The sequence below is a fragment of the Paenibacillus sp. 19GGS1-52 genome (assembly GCF_022369515.1).
GTDB lineage: Bacteria > Bacillota > Bacilli > Paenibacillales > Paenibacillaceae > Paenibacillus_AQ.
Window position 1 is genome coordinate 967,600 of sequence record NZ_CP059724.1, and the last position, 15,977, is coordinate 983,576.

Sequence of the window (15,977 nt, forward strand, 5' to 3'; positions counted from 1 at the left end):
ACATGAGGGGTGAGTAAAGTTGGCAGGACATCTTGTTCAGTATGGTCGACGCACTCGGCGAAGCTATGCGAGAATTAACGAGGTACTCGAGGTCCCGAACCTGATCGAGATCCAACAAAAATCTTATGACTGGTTTTTGGAGGAAGGATTGCGGGAAATGTTTCAGGACATCTCGCCGATCCAGGATTTCACAGGTAATTTGGTACTAGAGTTCATTGACTACAGCCTGGGTGAACCGAAATATACGGTTGACGACGCTAAAGAGCGGGACGTAACGTATGCGGCTCCTCTGCGTGTGAAGGTGCGGCTCATCAATAAAGAGACCGGTGAGGTCAAAGAGCAGGAAGTGTTCATGGGAGATTTCCCTCTGATGACGGAAACCGGCACTTTTATTATCAATGGTGCAGAACGGGTTATTGTCAGCCAGTTGGTTCGCTCTCCAAGCGTCTATTTCAGCACAAAAGTGGATAAGAACGGCAAAAAAACCTACACCGCCACAGTAATTCCAAATCGCGGAGCATGGTTGGAACTTGAGACTGACGCTAAGGACATCATGTATGTTCGTATCGACCGGACTCGTAAGATCCCAGTTACCGTACTTCTGCGTGCTCTCGGTTTCGGTAGTGATGCCGAAATTCTGGAATTGCTTGGCAATGATGAATATATTCGCAATACGCTGGATAAAGACAACACGGACTCTACGGAGAAGGCGCTTATTGAAATTTACGAGCGTCTGAGACCAGGCGAACCGCCGACACTAGACAATGCTAAAAGTTTGCTAGTCGCGCGCTTCTTTGATCCAAAACGTTACGATCTGGCTAACGTAGGTCGTTACAAAATCAACAAAAAGCTTCATATTAAGAATCGTCTGTTTAATCAACGTCTTGCCCAACCATTGATTGATGACTCTACAGGAGAAATTCTGGCAGAATCTGGCCAAATGGTTGACCGTCGTTTGCTTGATGAGTTGATTCCTTATTTCGAAAAGAATGTGGCTTTTAAAAGTTACCGTGTCAACGCTGGTGTTTTGGATAGCGACGATATTCCGCTGCAAGCAATTGATGTATTCTCACCAATTGAAGAAGGCCGGATTATTAAGCTGATTGCCAATGGCAATATCGATAAGTCAGTGAAACATATTACCCAGGCTGATATTATATCCTCAATCAGCTACTTTATTAATTTGCTGCACGGTATTGGCAACACGGATGATATCGATCACTTGGGTAACCGTCGTCTGCGTTCTGTAGGTGAACTTCTGCAGAATCAGTTCCGTATTGGTTTATCCCGTATGGAACGCGTTGTTCGTGAAAGAATGTCTATTCAGGATGCCAATGCGATTACACCGCAGGCGCTGATCAACATTCGTCCCGTTATTGCATCCATTAAAGAGTTCTTCGGTAGCTCACAGCTGTCCCAGTTTATGGATCAGACGAACCCGCTGGCTGAATTGACGCATAAACGTCGTCTGTCTGCACTAGGACCCGGTGGTTTGACTCGGGAACGTGCTGGCTTTGAAGTTCGTGACGTCCATCACAGTCACTACGGTCGGATGTGTCCAATTGAAACGCCGGAAGGTCCGAATATCGGTTTGATCAACTCCTTGTCTACTTTTGCTCGCATCAATGAGTACGGCTTTATTGAAGCACCGTATCGTTGGGTGGATCCAAAGACAGGTAAAGTGACTGAGCAGATTGATTACCTGACAGCGGATGAAGAAGATAATTATGTAGTAGCGCAAGCTAACGTCAAGCTGGAAGAAGACGGCTCCTTTAAGGAAGACATGGTTATCGTTCGTTACAACAAAGACTCAGATAACATTACAACGATGCCAAGTAATCGGGTCGATTACATGGACGTATCACCGAAGCAGGTTGTATCTGTTGCGACGGCGCTCATCCCGTTCCTTGAGAACGATGACTCCAACCGCGCACTGATGGGATCTAACATGCAACGTCAAGCCGTTCCACTTCTTATTCCGAAAGCTCCACTAGTTGGAACAGGAATGGAACACAAGTCTGCTAAAGACTCTGGCGTATGTATTGTTTCCAAGTACGACGGAATTATCGAACGCTCGTCTGCCAATGAAATTTGGTTGCGTCGCGTCGAAACTGTCGAAGGCAAGGAAGTTAAGGGCGACATCGTTAAATATAAATTACACAAATTTATGCGTTCGAATCAAGGTACCTGTATTAATCAGCGCCCGATTGCAAAAAGAGGCGAAGTAGTTAAGAAAGGTGATATTCTTGCAGACGGTCCTTCCACGGAATTGGGCGAGTTGGCTCTTGGCCGCAATGTAGTTGTTGCGTTCATGACTTGGGAAGGCTACAACTATGAGGATGCAATCCTGCTTAGTGAAAAACTGGTTAAAGAGGATGTTTACACTTCGATTCATATCGAGGAGTACGAATCCGAAGCTCGTGATACGAAGCTGGGGCCTGAAGAGATTACACGTGATATTCCAAACGTAGGTGAAGAGGCACTGCGCAATCTTGATGAGCGCGGTATCATCCGCATCGGTGCGGAAATTAGTGCTGGCGATATTCTCGTTGGTAAAGTTACTCCGAAGGGTGTAACTGAACTGACAGCTGAAGAGCGCTTGCTGCACGCAATCTTTGGAGAAAAAGCTCGTGAAGTTCGCGATACCTCTTTACGCGTACCTCATGGTAGTGATGGAATTATCGTTGACGTTAAAGTATTTACACGCGAGAACGGTGATGAATTGCCACCGGGTGTGAATCAACTGGTTCGTGTCTACATCGCTCAGAAACGTAAGATTTCTGAAGGTGACAAAATGGCCGGACGTCACGGTAATAAGGGTGTAGTTGCCCGTATCCTTCCTGAAGAAGATATGCCGTTCCTTCCTGATGGTACACCGGTCCAGGTTGTTCTCAACCCGCTGGGCGTTCCTTCACGTATGAACATCGGACAGGTGCTGGAGGTTCATATCGGTATGGCCGCTATGCGTCTCGGTATTCATGTAGCAACGCCAGTATTTGACGGAGCGCGTGAGTATGACGTATTTGATACGATGGAAGAAGCAGGCATGCAGCGTAATGGTAAGACCATACTGTACGATGGCCGGACAGGTGAACGCTTCGAACGTGAAGTTACTGTTGGTGTCATGCACATGATCAAACTGGCGCACATGGTTGACGATAAGATTCATGCTCGTTCTACAGGACCTTACTCACTCGTTACGCAGCAGCCACTTGGCGGTAAAGCTCAGTTTGGTGGACAGCGCTTCGGGGAAATGGAAGTGTGGGCTCTTGAAGCTTACGGTGCTGCATATACATTGCAAGAGATTTTGACTGTTAAATCCGATGACGTGGTTGGTCGCGTGAAGACGTATGAATCCATTGTCAAAGGTGAAAATGTACCAGAACCGGGTGTACCGGAATCGTTCAAGGTACTGATCAAGGAACTGCAGTCACTCGGTATGGATGTTAAGATCCTTGCGGGAGACGAGCAGGAGATTGAGATGAAAGAATTGGACGATGAGGATGAGACGTCAGGCGACAAGCTAAGCCTCAACCTTGAAGGCTCAGAAGTCGGAGTGGAATAAACACCCAAGAACACATTAATATCATTTAAAAAGGACCGTGCCCTCTTTTGATCTCACGATTGAAGGAGGGCAAATGCGGTACTAAATCAGGATTAGGTTAAGGAGGGTTGCTCCTTGTTGGACGTTAACAATTTTGAATTTATGAAAATCGGACTTGCTTCTCCGGAAAAAATTCGTTCTTGGTCCCGCGGAGAAGTTAAGAAGCCGGAAACCATTAACTATCGTACTTTGAAACCGGAAAAAGAAGGTCTTTTTTGCGAGCGTATCTTCGGACCGCAAAAAGACTGGGAATGCCATTGCGGTAAATACAAACGCGTCCGTTATAAGGGCGTTGTCTGTGATCGTTGCGGCGTGGAAGTTACACGCGCTAAGGTTCGTCGTGAACGTATGGGTCACATCGAGCTGGCAGCTCCGGTATCGCATATCTGGTATTTCAAGGGTATTCCAAGCCGTATGGGTCTAGCACTGGACATGTCTCCAAGATCTTTGGAAGAGATCATTTACTTCGCATCATACGTTGTAACTGATCCGGGTGAAACACCGCTTGAAAAGAAACAGTTGCTGTCCGAAAAAGAATACCGCAGTTACCGTGAAAAGTATGGCTACGGATTCCAGGCTGGCATGGGTGCTGAAGCAGTCAAAAAATTACTTCAGGATATCGACATTGATAAAGAGTTGGAATTCCTCAAGGAAGAACTGCGTACAGCCCAAGGCCAACGCCGTAACCGGGCGATCAAACGCTTGGAAGTCATTGAAGCATTCCGCAACTCCGGTAACAAGCCTGATTGGATGATCATGGATGTTCTCCCTGTTATTCCTCCTGAGCTTCGTCCAATGGTTCAATTGGATGGTGGACGTTTTGCTACGTCTGACTTGAATGACCTTTATCGCCGTGTTATCAACCGCAACAACCGTCTGAAAAGACTGCTTGATCTCGGTGCACCTGATATTATCGTGCAGAACGAAAAACGGATGCTGCAGGAAGCTGTCGATGCATTGATCGATAACGGCCGTCGTGGTCGTCCGGTAACGGGTCCTGGTAATCGTCCATTGAAATCGCTCAGCCATATGCTGAAAGGTAAACAAGGACGTTTCCGCCAGAACTTGCTCGGTAAACGGGTCGATTACTCCGGACGTTCCGTTATTGTCGTAGGCCCGTATCTTAAAATGTACCAATGCGGATTGCCGAAGAAAATGGCTCTGGAATTGTTCAAGCCGTTTGTCATGAAAGAATTGGTCAATAAAGGGCTTGCCCACAACATAAAGAGCGCGAAACGTAAAGTAGAGCGCGTAAGTCCTGAAGTATGGGATGTACTTGAAGAAGTTATTAGAGAGCACCCAGTTCTGTTGAACCGTGCCCCTACACTTCACCGTCTCGGTATTCAAGCATTTGAACCGATCTTGGTAGAAGGTCACGCTATCCGTCTTCACCCACTCGTATGTACGGCCTATAATGCCGACTTTGATGGTGACCAAATGGCGGTACACGTACCTCTATCAGCAGAGGCGCAAGCAGAGGCTCGTATTCTCATGCTGGCATCTGGTAACATCTTGAACCCTAAAGATGGTAAACCGGTTGTTACCCCTTCACAGGATATGGTTCTGGGTACTTTCTACCTGACCATGGACAACAATGAAGAAAAGGGAACAGGTATGATTCTGCGTACCGTGAATGAAGCTGTTTCAGCTTACCAACGCGGAACTGCAGGTCTGCATGCACGTGTGGCTATTCCAGTTAAAGCGCTTGGCAAAACCTGCTTTACAGAAGCACAACAGGGAGCCTTGTTGATTACTACAGTCGGTAAGATTATCTTTAACGAAATCTATCCGAGCAGTTTCCCGTACATCAATGAAGCGACCAAAACAAACCTGTTGCAGGGTACACCGGAGAAATACTTTATCTATGAAAAGGGTGCGGATATCCGTGCACTGATCATGGCTGCTCCGGAAGCGAGTGCTGTAGGTAAGGAATATTTGGGTCTGATTATCGCCCGTTGTTTCGAAACCTATCACACGACCAAAACATCTGTAATTTTGGATAAAATTAAACAACTCGGTTTTACCTATTCCACACGTTCCGGTGTAACAGTTGCTGTATCGGACGTAATCGTGCCTGAGGAAAAGGCAGGGATTTTGAAAGAGTCAGAAGATAAGGTCGATGTGGTTGCTAACCAATACCGTCGTGGACTGATCACTAATGAAGAACGGTACGACCGTGTCATTGAGATTTGGTCGAAGACTAAAGATGATCTTACTAATGTCCTTTTGAAATCGATGGACCGATTCAATTCCATCATGCTCATGGTAGATTCCAAAGCGCGTGGTAATAAATCGCAGATCACTCAGTTAGGTGGTATGCGCGGTTTGATGGCAACACCATCCGGCCGAATTTTCGAACTGCCGATTAAGGCGAATTTCCGCGAAGGACTAACCGTCCTTGAATACTTTATCTCCACTCACGGAGCGCGTAAAGGTCTTGCCGATACAGCGTTGCGTACAGCTGACTCAGGTTACTTGACACGTCGTCTAGTCGATGTGGCACAGGATGTAATCGTCCGCGAAGAAGATTGTGGAACAGATAAAGGATTCATGGTTAGCCGTATTCAGGATGGTAAAGAGGTTATCGAGGATCTGTACGACCGGATTGAAGGTCGCTATTGCTTCGAGACTGTTCGCCATCCAGAGACTGGTGAAATCCTTGTTCATCGCAACGATTTGATTGATTCTGACAAGGCGGAAGCGATTGTTGAATCTGGAATAACTAAATTGCAGATCCGTTCTGTATTGAGCTGCCGTGCCCGTCACGGTGTCTGCAAGAAGTGCTACGGACGCAATTTGGCTACTGGTAAGTATGTTGAGATCGGTGAAGCTGTAGGTATTATAGCTGCCCAATCCATCGGAGAACCAGGAACCCAGCTTACCATGCGTACGTTCCATACTGGGGGCGTAGCGGGTGATGATATCACTCAAGGTTTGCCGCGTATTCAAGAGCTGTTTGAAGCCCGTAACCCAAAAGGTCAGGCAACAATCAGTGAGATTGATGGTGTAATCAAGGAAATTCGTGAAACTAAAGACCGTCGAGAAATCGAGGTACAAGGTGAAGCTGAATCCAAAACTTACTCCATCACTTACGGATCACGGTTGCGTGTTACTGAAGGTCAAGAGATCGAAGCCGGCGATGAGCTGACTGATGGTTCAATTGATCCTAAAGAAATGCTGCGTATTAAAGGGATCCGTGGGGTACAGAACTACATTCTGCAAGAAGTGCAGCGTGTATACCGTAACCAAGGTGTTGAAATCAATGATAAGCACATTGAAGTAATGATTAAGCAAATGTTGCGCAAGATTCGTATCATTGACGCTGGTGACACAAGTCTCCTGCCAGGTGCATTTGCGGACATTCATGAATATGAAGCAGCTAACAAAGAAGCTATCCTTTCTGGTAAAGAGCCTGCCGTTGCCAAACCGGTACTGCTTGGTATCACCAAAGCTTCTCTTGAGACAGATTCTTTCCTGTCAGCTGCATCTTTCCAAGAAACTACGCGTGTTTTGACTGATGCTGCTATTAAAGGTAAAGTCGATAAGTTGCTTGGATTGAAAGAAAATGTTATTATCGGTAAGTTGATTCCTGCAGGAACAGGTATGAATCGTTACCGTACTGTTAAGCTAAGTGATCCGAATGCTGAAAGCAAAAGAGAGTCTTTAGAGACTGTCCCTGCTGAGTAGTTTAATTATCACTGTCAAGTGGCTAATCGCGTCACAACTACTTAGTAGTTGTGACGTGACTGCTTGCAGTGAATTATAATATTTTATTGCTTAAATTCTTGACATAATCCTATGATAATGCTAAAATATCTAAGGTGCGTGAGTAGCCATGCTATTCCTTGTTCATTGGAGGTATTGATAATGACTAATGATAGAGGACTACAGGATGCTCAGGTCAAGATCGGTACCAAGCAAACCGTCAAGGCGGTAGAGTTGGGCCATGCCGCAGAAGTCTATGTGGCGGAAGACGGAGATCAACGGCTTACTTCCAGGATTGTTATGCTTTGTAGCAAACATGGTGTCAAGGTCACATACGTAGATACGATGCTAAATTTGGGCAAGGCCTGCGGAATAGAAGTGGGCGCTGCGATGGCAGCCGTCTTAAAACAATAGCTAGAGAACTGTTTTTGTACCGGGGGTACACTTCGGAGGCAAGAGCTTTTCATTTGTCTTTTTATGAACCACCTGGGTCTGTGGACTTAATAATGGTGTTTGTAAATGGATTATTATATCAGGAAGGGGGTGGCACAACATGCCAACAATTAACCAATTGGTTCGTAAAGGCCGTCAAGCCAAAATCGAAAAATCTAAATCTCCCGCTCTTCAAAAAGGGTTCAACGCCCTTAAGCGTGAGGCTACAAATTTGAGCGCTCCGCAGAAACGCGGCGTGTGCACTCGTGTAGGCACAATGACTCCACGTAAACCAAACTCAGCACTTCGTAAATATGCTCGTGTTCGTTTGACTAACCGTCTGGAAGTTACAGCTTACATCCCGGGTATCGGACACAATCTTCAAGAGCACAGTGTAGTATTGATTCGCGGAGGTAAAGTAAAGGACCTTGCAGGGGTTCGTTACCATATCGTTCGTGGAGCACTTGATACTGCAGGCGTAGCTAACCGTATGCAATCTCGTTCTAAATACGGTGCGAAACGTCCTAAAGTGAAGAAGTAAGATAACGTATTCGAATAATAACAATATAAGAAAGGGGGATATCCATGCCACGCAAAGGTCCAGTTACTAAGAGAGACGTTTTGCCAGATCCATTGTATAATAGCAAGTTGGTTACTCGTTTGATCAACCGCATTATGCTGGGTGGTAAAAGAGGTGTCGCTCAAAGCATTTTGTACAATTCATTCAAGCTTATTGCAGAACGTACAGGTAAAGAACCGATGGAAGTTTTCGAAGCTGCCATCAAGAATATCATGCCAGTCTTGGAAGTTAAAGCTCGCCGTGTCGGCGGTGCCAACTACCAGGTACCTATTGAAGTTAAACCTGAAAGACGTACTGCTTTAGGATTACGTTGGCTTGTAAACTACTCACGCAACCGCGGTGAGAAGACTATGGAAGAGCGTTTGGCGGCTGAGATCATCGACGCTTCCAACAACACAGGCGCTTCTGTCAAGAAACGTGAAGATACACACAAAATGGCTGAAGCAAACAAAGCGTTTGCTCACTACCGTTGGTAGGATTTTAAATAACTTATATTTTGAAGGGAGATCCATTTCATGGCTAGAGAGTTCTCCTTATTTAATACACGTAATATTGGGATCATGGCACATATTGACGCTGGTAAAACTACAACCACGGAGCGGATTCTTTTCTACTCAGGCCGTACGCACAAAATCGGTGAAGTTCACGAGGGTGCTGCTACAATGGACTGGATGGAGCAAGAACAGGAGCGCGGAATTACTATTACTTCCGCTGCTACAACTGCTGCTTGGAAGGGCCACCGCATCAATATTATTGATACCCCGGGCCACGTTGACTTTACTGTTGAAGTTGAACGTTCCCTTCGTGTATTGGATGGAGCAGTAGGCGTTTTCAGTGCAAAAGAGGGCGTTGAACCTCAATCCGAGACTGTTTGGAGACAAGCTGACCGTTATAGTGTACCGCGGATCGCTTATGTCAACAAAATGGATATCATTGGTGCTGATTTTCTTAATGTAATTCAAGCTATGCGTGAGCGTCTAATGGCGAATGCAGTTGCTATTCAACTGCCAATCGGCGCAGAGAATGACTTCATTGGTATTATTGACCTGGTTGAGCAAAAAGCTCATATTTTCAAAGATGAAATGGGTCAAAATATTGAAGTGACAGAAATTCCTGCTGAATATTTGGCACAAGTTGAAGAGCTGCGTCTCGAGTTGATCGAGAAGGTTGCGGAACTTGACGAAGAGCTCACTATGAAGTATCTGGAAGGTGAAGAAATTACAGTTGCGGAAATCAAAGCAGCATTGCGCAAAGGCGTATGTGAAGTTAAGATTTTCCCTGTAATTGTCGGATCTTCCTATCGTAATAAAGGGGTTCAGCTTATGCTGGATGCTGTTGTGGATTACTTGCCTTCACCTCTTGATGTACCAGCTATTATTGGTCATCTTGATGATGGGACAGAGGGAGTTCGTCATTCTTCTGATGAAGAGCCATTCTCAGCTTTGGCATTTAAAATCATGACTGACCCTTATGTTGGTAAACTTACGTTCTTCCGTGTATACTCCGGTGTTCTGGAGTCCGGATCTTACGTTGTAAATGCTACCAAGAACAAACGTGAACGTATTGGACGTATTCTGCAAATGCATGCGAACAGCCGCCAAGAGATTTCTATTGTATACTCTGGTGACATCGCAGCAGCTGTAGGGTTGAAAGATACAAGCACTGGTGATACATTGTGTGATGAGAAGAATCCAATTATATTGGAATCAATGAACTTCCCTGATCCAGTTATCGAAATTGCAGTAGAACCTAAAACCAAAGCTGACCAAGATAAATTGGGTGTTGCTCTCGGTAAGTTGACCGAAGAGGATCCTACTCTTCGTGCTCATACGGATGAAGAAACAGGCCAAACTATTCTGGCAGGTATGGGTGAGCTTCACTTGGATATTATCATTGATCGTATGCGCCGTGAATTCCATGTTGAAACTAACGTTGGTAAACCACAAGTTGCATATCGTGAAACTTTCAAACAACCTGCTCGTGTCGAAGGTAAATTCGTTCGTCAATCAGGCGGACGTGGTCAGTATGGTCACGTATGGGTAGAATTCGAACCCCTTGAACCAGGTACAGGCAACCAATTCGAAAGTAAAGTAGTCGGCGGTTCTGTTCCTAGAGAATATGTCGCTCCTGCACTTGCGGGTATTGAAGAGGCTATGAAAAATGGTGTCATCGCAGGCTTCCCGCTTGTTGATGTTAAAGCCACTGTAGTAGATGGTTCTTATCATGATGTTGACTCCAATGAAATGGCATTTAAAGTTGCCGGATCTTTGGCGCTCAAGGCTGCTAAAGACAAGTGTAAACCTGTACTTCTTGAGCCAATCATGAAAGTAGAAGTAACTGTTCCTGAGGAATACATGGGTGATGTAATGGGGATGCTTAGTTCCCGTCGCGGCAAGATTGAAGGAATGGATTCTCGTGGTGGAGCTCAAATTATTCGGTCTAAGGTACCTCTTTCCGAAATGTTTGGTTATTCTACAACTCTTCGTTCCGGTACTCAAGGACGCGGTGTATTCTCGATGGAGCTTTCTCATTATGAAGAAGTTCCTAAATCCATTGCAGAAGAAATCTCTGCCAAGAATAAAGGCGGAGAATAATCATTGTTTTAACTCGTCGTCCGGGTATAACCGGTCAGTCATCTAAGATAACATACAACGGACGGCTCAAAATATTAGGAACCCCACATTAAGGAGGAACTGTTCAAATGGCAAAGGCAAAGTTTGAACGTAACAAACCGCACGTTAACATCGGTACTATTGGTCACGTCGATCATGGTAAAACGACTCTGACTGCTGCAATCACTACTGTATTGTCCAAAAAATACGGTGGCGCTGCTGTAGCATTCGACCAAATCGATAAAGCTCCTGAAGAACGCGAACGTGGTATCACTATCTCCACAGCTCACGTTGAGTATGAAACTCCTAACCGTCACTATGCACATGTAGACTGCCCTGGACATGCCGACTATGTTAAGAACATGATCACTGGCGCAGCACAAATGGATGGAGCAATTCTGGTTGTATCCGCAGCTGATGGCCCTATGCCACAAACTCGCGAACACATCCTGTTGTCCCGCCAAGTAGGCGTTCCTTACATCGTTGTATTCTTGAACAAATGCGACACTGTAGAAGACGAAGAGCTTTTGGAATTGGTTGAAATGGAAGTTCGCGATTTGCTGAACGAATATGATTTCCCAGGTGACGATACTCCAATCATCCGTGGATCTGCTCGTGAAGCTCTTGCAAACCCTGATGGCGAATATGCACAAAACATCATCGATATGTTCGAAACGATTGATGTATATATTCCGCTTCCAGAACGCGATACTGAAAAACCTTTCTTGATGCCTGTTGAGGATGTATTCTCCATCACTGGCCGCGGTACTGTGGCAACTGGTCGCGTTGAACGCGGAAAAGTTAAAATTGGTGAAGAAATCGAAATCGTTGGTATTCATGAAGAAAGTAGAAAATCAGTAGTTACGGGCGTTGAAATGTTCCGTAAACTGCTTGATTCTGCTCAAGCTGGCGATAACATCGGAGCATTGCTTCGTGGTGTTGACCGTACTATGGTTGAACGTGGTCAAGTATTGGCTAAACCAGGTTCCGTTAAACCACACACAGAATTCACAGCACAAATTTACGTTCTGACTAAAGAAGAAGGCGGACGTCACAAACCATTTTTCACTGGTTACCGTCCACAGTTCTACTTCCGTACAACTGACGTAACTGGCATCATCAACCTGCCAGAAGGTACTGAAATGGTTATGCCTGGTGACAACATCACCGTAACTGTTTCCCTGATCTCCCCAATCGCAATTGAAGAAGGCACTCGCTTCTCCATTCGTGAAGGCGGACGTACAGTTGGAGCCGGTACTGTAGCATCTATCCAAAAATAATTTTGGTTCTATCCATTATGGATAGTTACTGAAACAATAAGACAGGAGTACTTCTTATGAAGTGCTCCTGTTTTTTTGTTTTGGATATATGAATATCGCCTATATTTCGACATTAAATGACAATTTACAATATTTATATCATATATTTTCTACAAATTTCTACAAAATAATCACTATTTATATATACAATGATTAATGTCATAGAGTAGAATATTTTTATGAAGATATTGTAAATAATTAGGAATATAGGAGAGTGGCTTAATTGGGAAAATGTCCTTTTTCTTTTATGCATGGTGTAACTTCTCGAAATGATAATGTGGAATCTCCTGCAGCACAGCCCATGCAAGCAAATTTTATGAAATCTGCAGCAGACACTTTTCACACTCTAGATGGTCATGATGAACTCAATGAACAGATGCGAATGATAGATTTAACAGAAGAGGATCTGAAATTGCTACGCAGAACGAAGCCCATTGTAGAGCGGAATATCGACTATATAACGGATCAATTTTATAATTCGGTATTGGGTGTAGATAAATTAGAGGCAATTATACTCGAACACAGTACTATTGAGCGATTAAAAAAAACGCTGCATGAACATATCATTGAAATTTTTGACGGCAATGTTGATGATGCATATATCGCAAAGCGTCTTTTGATAGCAAATATTCATAAAAGAGTTGGGCTTGAACCTAAATGGTATCTATCTGCTTTTCAGAATCTGCAAAATGTGTTTATCCATGTTATTTATAATGAGACTACTAACGACGATGATCGTCTCCTAATAGTTCAGACTGTAACTAAGTTGCTTAATTTGGAACAGCAGCTTGTATTGGAAGCTTATGAGAAGGAGAATATTAAGGAGAAGGAACAGCAATATCAATCAGTCAAAAATGAATTAAAACAAAAAATTGCTGAATTCAGTGGTGAACTAATAGATCTAAGCATCGATACTAATGCTGCTGTAGAGCAGCTGGTGGCGAGCAGCAACGAAGTGAACAATACATTTCAACGCACAGCTTCTTCTGCACTAGAGTCTCAGGGGATGGCCAAGAATGGACGAGAACATCTCGACAATCTAACAGGTCAAATTAATCGTATATATGAGAGCACCAATGAAATGGAACTTTCAGTAAACGAGCTAAGTAACTCGTCTAAACAAATCCAAAAAATTGTTGCTGCTGTAAAGGATATTGCCGATCAGACTAAGATCCTTTCATTAAACGCTACAATAGAGGCAGCAAGAGCAGGAGAACATGGGAGAGGCTTCAGTGTGGTGGCACAGGAGGTCAGTCGTCTCGCGGAAGATACCAAAAGTACAGTAGTCCGTATTGGAGAATTGACACAGAAGTCAGGGGATCTTACAGGCCAGGTCGTAGAAGAGATCCGTAAAGTTCAGGAATTAACAAGGAGTGGCAAGCTTCAATCAATTGAGACTAGCAGACTGTTCACTGATATTGTGGATTCCATGCAAAGCAGTACACAGGAAATTGTTACTGTAGAGGAAGAGATTAAAATATTAATTCAAACTATTGAAGGAATAGGGTCGACAACAGCTCAAACAGCGGCTTCAGCCGAGTTCTTCAAATCTGCTACAGATGGTCTTTAAAGCTATATATAGGAAAAAAGAGCATATGAAATAAATCATGTCTTCTTTTTTATTTTCACTTGCAATTCCACCGTATATTATATATAATAATAAATGTTGTTCTGAGACGTTGCGATGATGTGAGAGGTTACTGACACACCCGGCCCCTTTGCCATGGGGACGAGGTCAGAAAATTTTCACGGAGTATGTCCGATACCAAATTGGGCGATAGAAGGAGGGACTAAAATGGCAAAGCAAAAAATTCGTATTCGCTTGAAAGCATACGACCACAGAATTCTTGATCAATCCGCAGAGAAAATCGTTGAAACAGCAAAACGTTCGGGTGCAAGTGTATCCGGGCCGATCCCGCTGCCAACTGAAAAACAAATCATTACTATTCTCCGTGCGGTACACAAGTACAAGGATTCCCGTGAGCAGTTTGAACAACGGACTCACAAACGTCTAATCGACATAGTGAATCCAACACCACAAACTGTGGATGCCTTGATGCGCTTGGACCTGCCGTCCGGTGTAGATATCGAAATCAAATTGTAATTCTATCATTAAGTAATTTAGGAAAAGAAAAGAGGTGTCAACATTGAAGGGTATCTTAGGAAAAAAACTCGGTATGACTCAAGTCTTTACTCCAGAAGGTAACGTAATCGCGGTTACGGTTATCGAAGCTGGCCCTTGTGTCGTTCTGCAAAAGAAAGACCTGAATATCGACGGATATGAAGCAGTGCAGTTGGGCTTTTCCGATAAGAAGGAAAGTCGCTCCAACAAGCCTGAACAAGGTCACGCCAAAAAGGCAAATGCAACACCTAAGCGCTACGTTCGAGAAATTCGCGGTATTGACCTCGCTTCATTCGAGGTTGGACAAGAGTTGAAGGCTGATGTCTTCGCTGCAGGCGAATTTGTTGACGTGACTGGTACATCAAAGGGTAAAGGTTTCCAAGGCGTTATCAAACGTTGGGGACAAAGCCGCGGACCAATGGCACACGGATCGCGTTACCACAGAAGACCGGGTTCAATGGGTTCTATCCAAGCTAACCGTGTTCCTAAAGGCAAACGCCTTCCAGGACATATGGGCCATCATGCTGTGACGGTTCAAAAGCTTGAAATTATCAGAGTAGACGTAGAACGTAACGTGTTGCTGATTAAAGGCGCTATTCCAGGTCCTAAAAACAGCTACGTGAAAGTTAAACAAACCGTTAAGAAATAATTCCTGAAGAAAGGAGGAACATGAAATGCCAAAAGTAACACTTTTTAATATCAGTGGCAACGAAGTGGGTGAAGTTGAGCTGAGCGATTCTGTATTCGGTATTGAACCGAATGAGCACGTTCTGCACGAAGCTGCACTTATGCAGAGAGCTTCCCTTCGTCGTGGTACACATAAAGTAAAAGGACGTTCTGAAGTGCGTGGCGGCGGACGTAAGCCTTGGAAACAAAAAGGTACAGGTCGTGCTCGTCAAGGCTCCATTCGTTCTCCACAATGGAAAGGCGGCGGCGTTGTCTTCGGACCAACACCACGCAGCTATTCTTGGAAATTGCCTAAGAAGGTTCGTCGTTTGGCCATCAAATCTGCGTTGTCATCGAAAGTACTCGATAATGACATTATCGTATTGGATAGCTTAACAATGAACGCTCCGAAAACGAAAGAATTCGCGGCAATCTTGAACAACCTGAAAGTTGATCGCAAAGCGTTGATCGTTTCTACAAACTATGACGATAACGTTGCACTATCTGCTCGAAACATCCCTGGGGTGAAGTTCGTAGTAGCTGACGGCATTAATGTTCTTGACGTACTGACGTACGACAAACTGATTATCACTAAAGAAGCAGTTCTGAAGGTAGAGGAGGTGTTCGCGTAATGAAAGATCCTCGTGATATTATTAAACGCCCGGTGATTACGGAACGCACATCCGAATACATGAGCGAATTGAAATACGCTTTTGAAGTCGATATCCGTGCTAACAAAACCGAAATCAAAAAAGCTGTCGAGGCTATTTTTAAAGTTAAAGTAATCAATGTGAACACAATGCGCGTACCTGGCAAATTGAAACGTTATGGTAAATATTCTGGTTATACTCCAGAGTGGAAAAAAGCCATCGTTAAACTTAGCCCGGACAGCAAACCGCTCGAATTCTTTGAAGCGGTAGAATAATACTCTTAAAGT

The 15,977-nt window shown here is 44.4% G+C and carries 12 protein-coding genes; all 12 read left to right on the plus strand.

Annotated elements, in window-relative coordinates; translation table 11 throughout:
- The first annotated feature begins 19 nt into the window (after window positions 1-19).
- The 12 genes from rpoB (at window position 20) to rplW (ending at window position 15,965) form a co-directional block, all read left to right on the plus strand.
- A complete protein-coding gene (rpoB, locus tag H1230_RS04320) occupies window positions 20-3,565 on the plus strand; it encodes a DNA-directed RNA polymerase subunit beta (protein ID WP_154122610.1) in 3,546 nt (1,181 codons plus the stop codon).
- 114 nt (window positions 3,566-3,679) lie between these two features.
- A complete protein-coding gene (gene rpoC / locus H1230_RS04325; protein WP_239714396.1) occupies window positions 3,680-7,291 on the plus strand; it encodes a DNA-directed RNA polymerase subunit beta' in 3,612 nt (1,203 codons plus the stop codon).
- Between the two features lie 180 nt (window positions 7,292-7,471).
- Window positions 7,472-7,723, plus strand: a complete 252-nt coding sequence (locus H1230_RS04330) for a ribosomal L7Ae/L30e/S12e/Gadd45 family protein (RefSeq protein WP_239714397.1) — start codon at window positions 7,472-7,474, stop codon at window positions 7,721-7,723.
- A 139-nt stretch (window positions 7,724-7,862) separates the two neighbouring features.
- Entirely contained in the window at window positions 7,863-8,282 is a 420-nt protein-coding gene (gene rpsL, locus H1230_RS04335) for a 30S ribosomal protein S12 (protein ID WP_154122607.1), read from the plus strand.
- 44 nt (window positions 8,283-8,326) lie between these two features.
- Entirely contained in the window at window positions 8,327-8,797 is a 471-nt protein-coding gene (gene rpsG / locus H1230_RS04340; RefSeq protein WP_154122606.1) for a 30S ribosomal protein S7, read from the plus strand.
- 39 nt (window positions 8,798-8,836) lie between these two features.
- Window positions 8,837-10,915: an elongation factor G gene (gene fusA / locus H1230_RS04345; RefSeq protein WP_239714398.1), complete on the plus strand. Its 2,079-nt coding sequence runs from the start codon at window positions 8,837-8,839 to the stop codon at window positions 10,913-10,915.
- Window positions 10,916-11,022: 107 nt separating this feature from the next.
- Window positions 11,023-12,213: an elongation factor Tu gene (tuf, locus tag H1230_RS04350; protein WP_154122604.1), complete on the plus strand. Its 1,191-nt coding sequence runs from the start codon at window positions 11,023-11,025 to the stop codon at window positions 12,211-12,213.
- A gap of 262 nt (window positions 12,214-12,475) precedes the next feature.
- A complete protein-coding gene (locus H1230_RS04355; protein ID WP_239714399.1) occupies window positions 12,476-13,822 on the plus strand; it encodes a globin-coupled sensor protein in 1,347 nt (448 codons plus the stop codon).
- A 225-nt stretch (window positions 13,823-14,047) separates the two neighbouring features.
- Entirely contained in the window at window positions 14,048-14,356 is a 309-nt protein-coding gene (gene rpsJ / locus H1230_RS04360) for a 30S ribosomal protein S10 (RefSeq protein ID WP_036652923.1), read from the plus strand.
- Window positions 14,357-14,399: 43 nt separating this feature from the next.
- Window positions 14,400-15,023, plus strand: coding sequence for a 50S ribosomal protein L3 (rplC, locus tag H1230_RS04365; protein ID WP_154122602.1), 624 nt, complete (start codon window positions 14,400-14,402; stop codon window positions 15,021-15,023).
- A 25-nt stretch (window positions 15,024-15,048) separates the two neighbouring features.
- On the plus strand, window positions 15,049-15,672 hold the full coding sequence (gene rplD / locus H1230_RS04370) for a 50S ribosomal protein L4 (protein WP_239714400.1): 624 nt from the start codon (window positions 15,049-15,051) through the stop codon (window positions 15,670-15,672).
- Window positions 15,672-15,965, plus strand: coding sequence for a 50S ribosomal protein L23 (gene rplW, locus H1230_RS04375; RefSeq protein ID WP_154122600.1), 294 nt, complete (start codon window positions 15,672-15,674; stop codon window positions 15,963-15,965). The genes rplD and rplW overlap by 1 nt, the downstream gene beginning before the upstream one ends.
- The last annotated feature ends 12 nt before the right edge of the window (window positions 15,966-15,977 follow it).

Coding starts and splice junctions, on each gene's coding strand:
- H1230_RS04330 (WP_239714397.1), top strand. CDS start 7,472: ATGACTAATGATAGAGGACTACAGGATGCTCAGGTCAAGATCGGTACC.
- rpsL (WP_154122607.1), top strand. CDS start 7,863: ATGCCAACAATTAACCAATTGGTTCGTAAAGGCCGTCAAGCCAAAATC.
- rpsG (WP_154122606.1), top strand. CDS start 8,327: ATGCCACGCAAAGGTCCAGTTACTAAGAGAGACGTTTTGCCAGATCCA.
- fusA (WP_239714398.1), top strand. CDS start 8,837: ATGGCTAGAGAGTTCTCCTTATTTAATACACGTAATATTGGGATCATG.
- tuf (WP_154122604.1), top strand. CDS start 11,023: ATGGCAAAGGCAAAGTTTGAACGTAACAAACCGCACGTTAACATCGGT.
- rpsJ (WP_036652923.1), top strand. CDS start 14,048: ATGGCAAAGCAAAAAATTCGTATTCGCTTGAAAGCATACGACCACAGA.
- rplD (WP_239714400.1), top strand. CDS start 15,049: ATGCCAAAAGTAACACTTTTTAATATCAGTGGCAACGAAGTGGGTGAA.
- rplW (WP_154122600.1), top strand. CDS start 15,672: ATGAAAGATCCTCGTGATATTATTAAACGCCCGGTGATTACGGAACGC.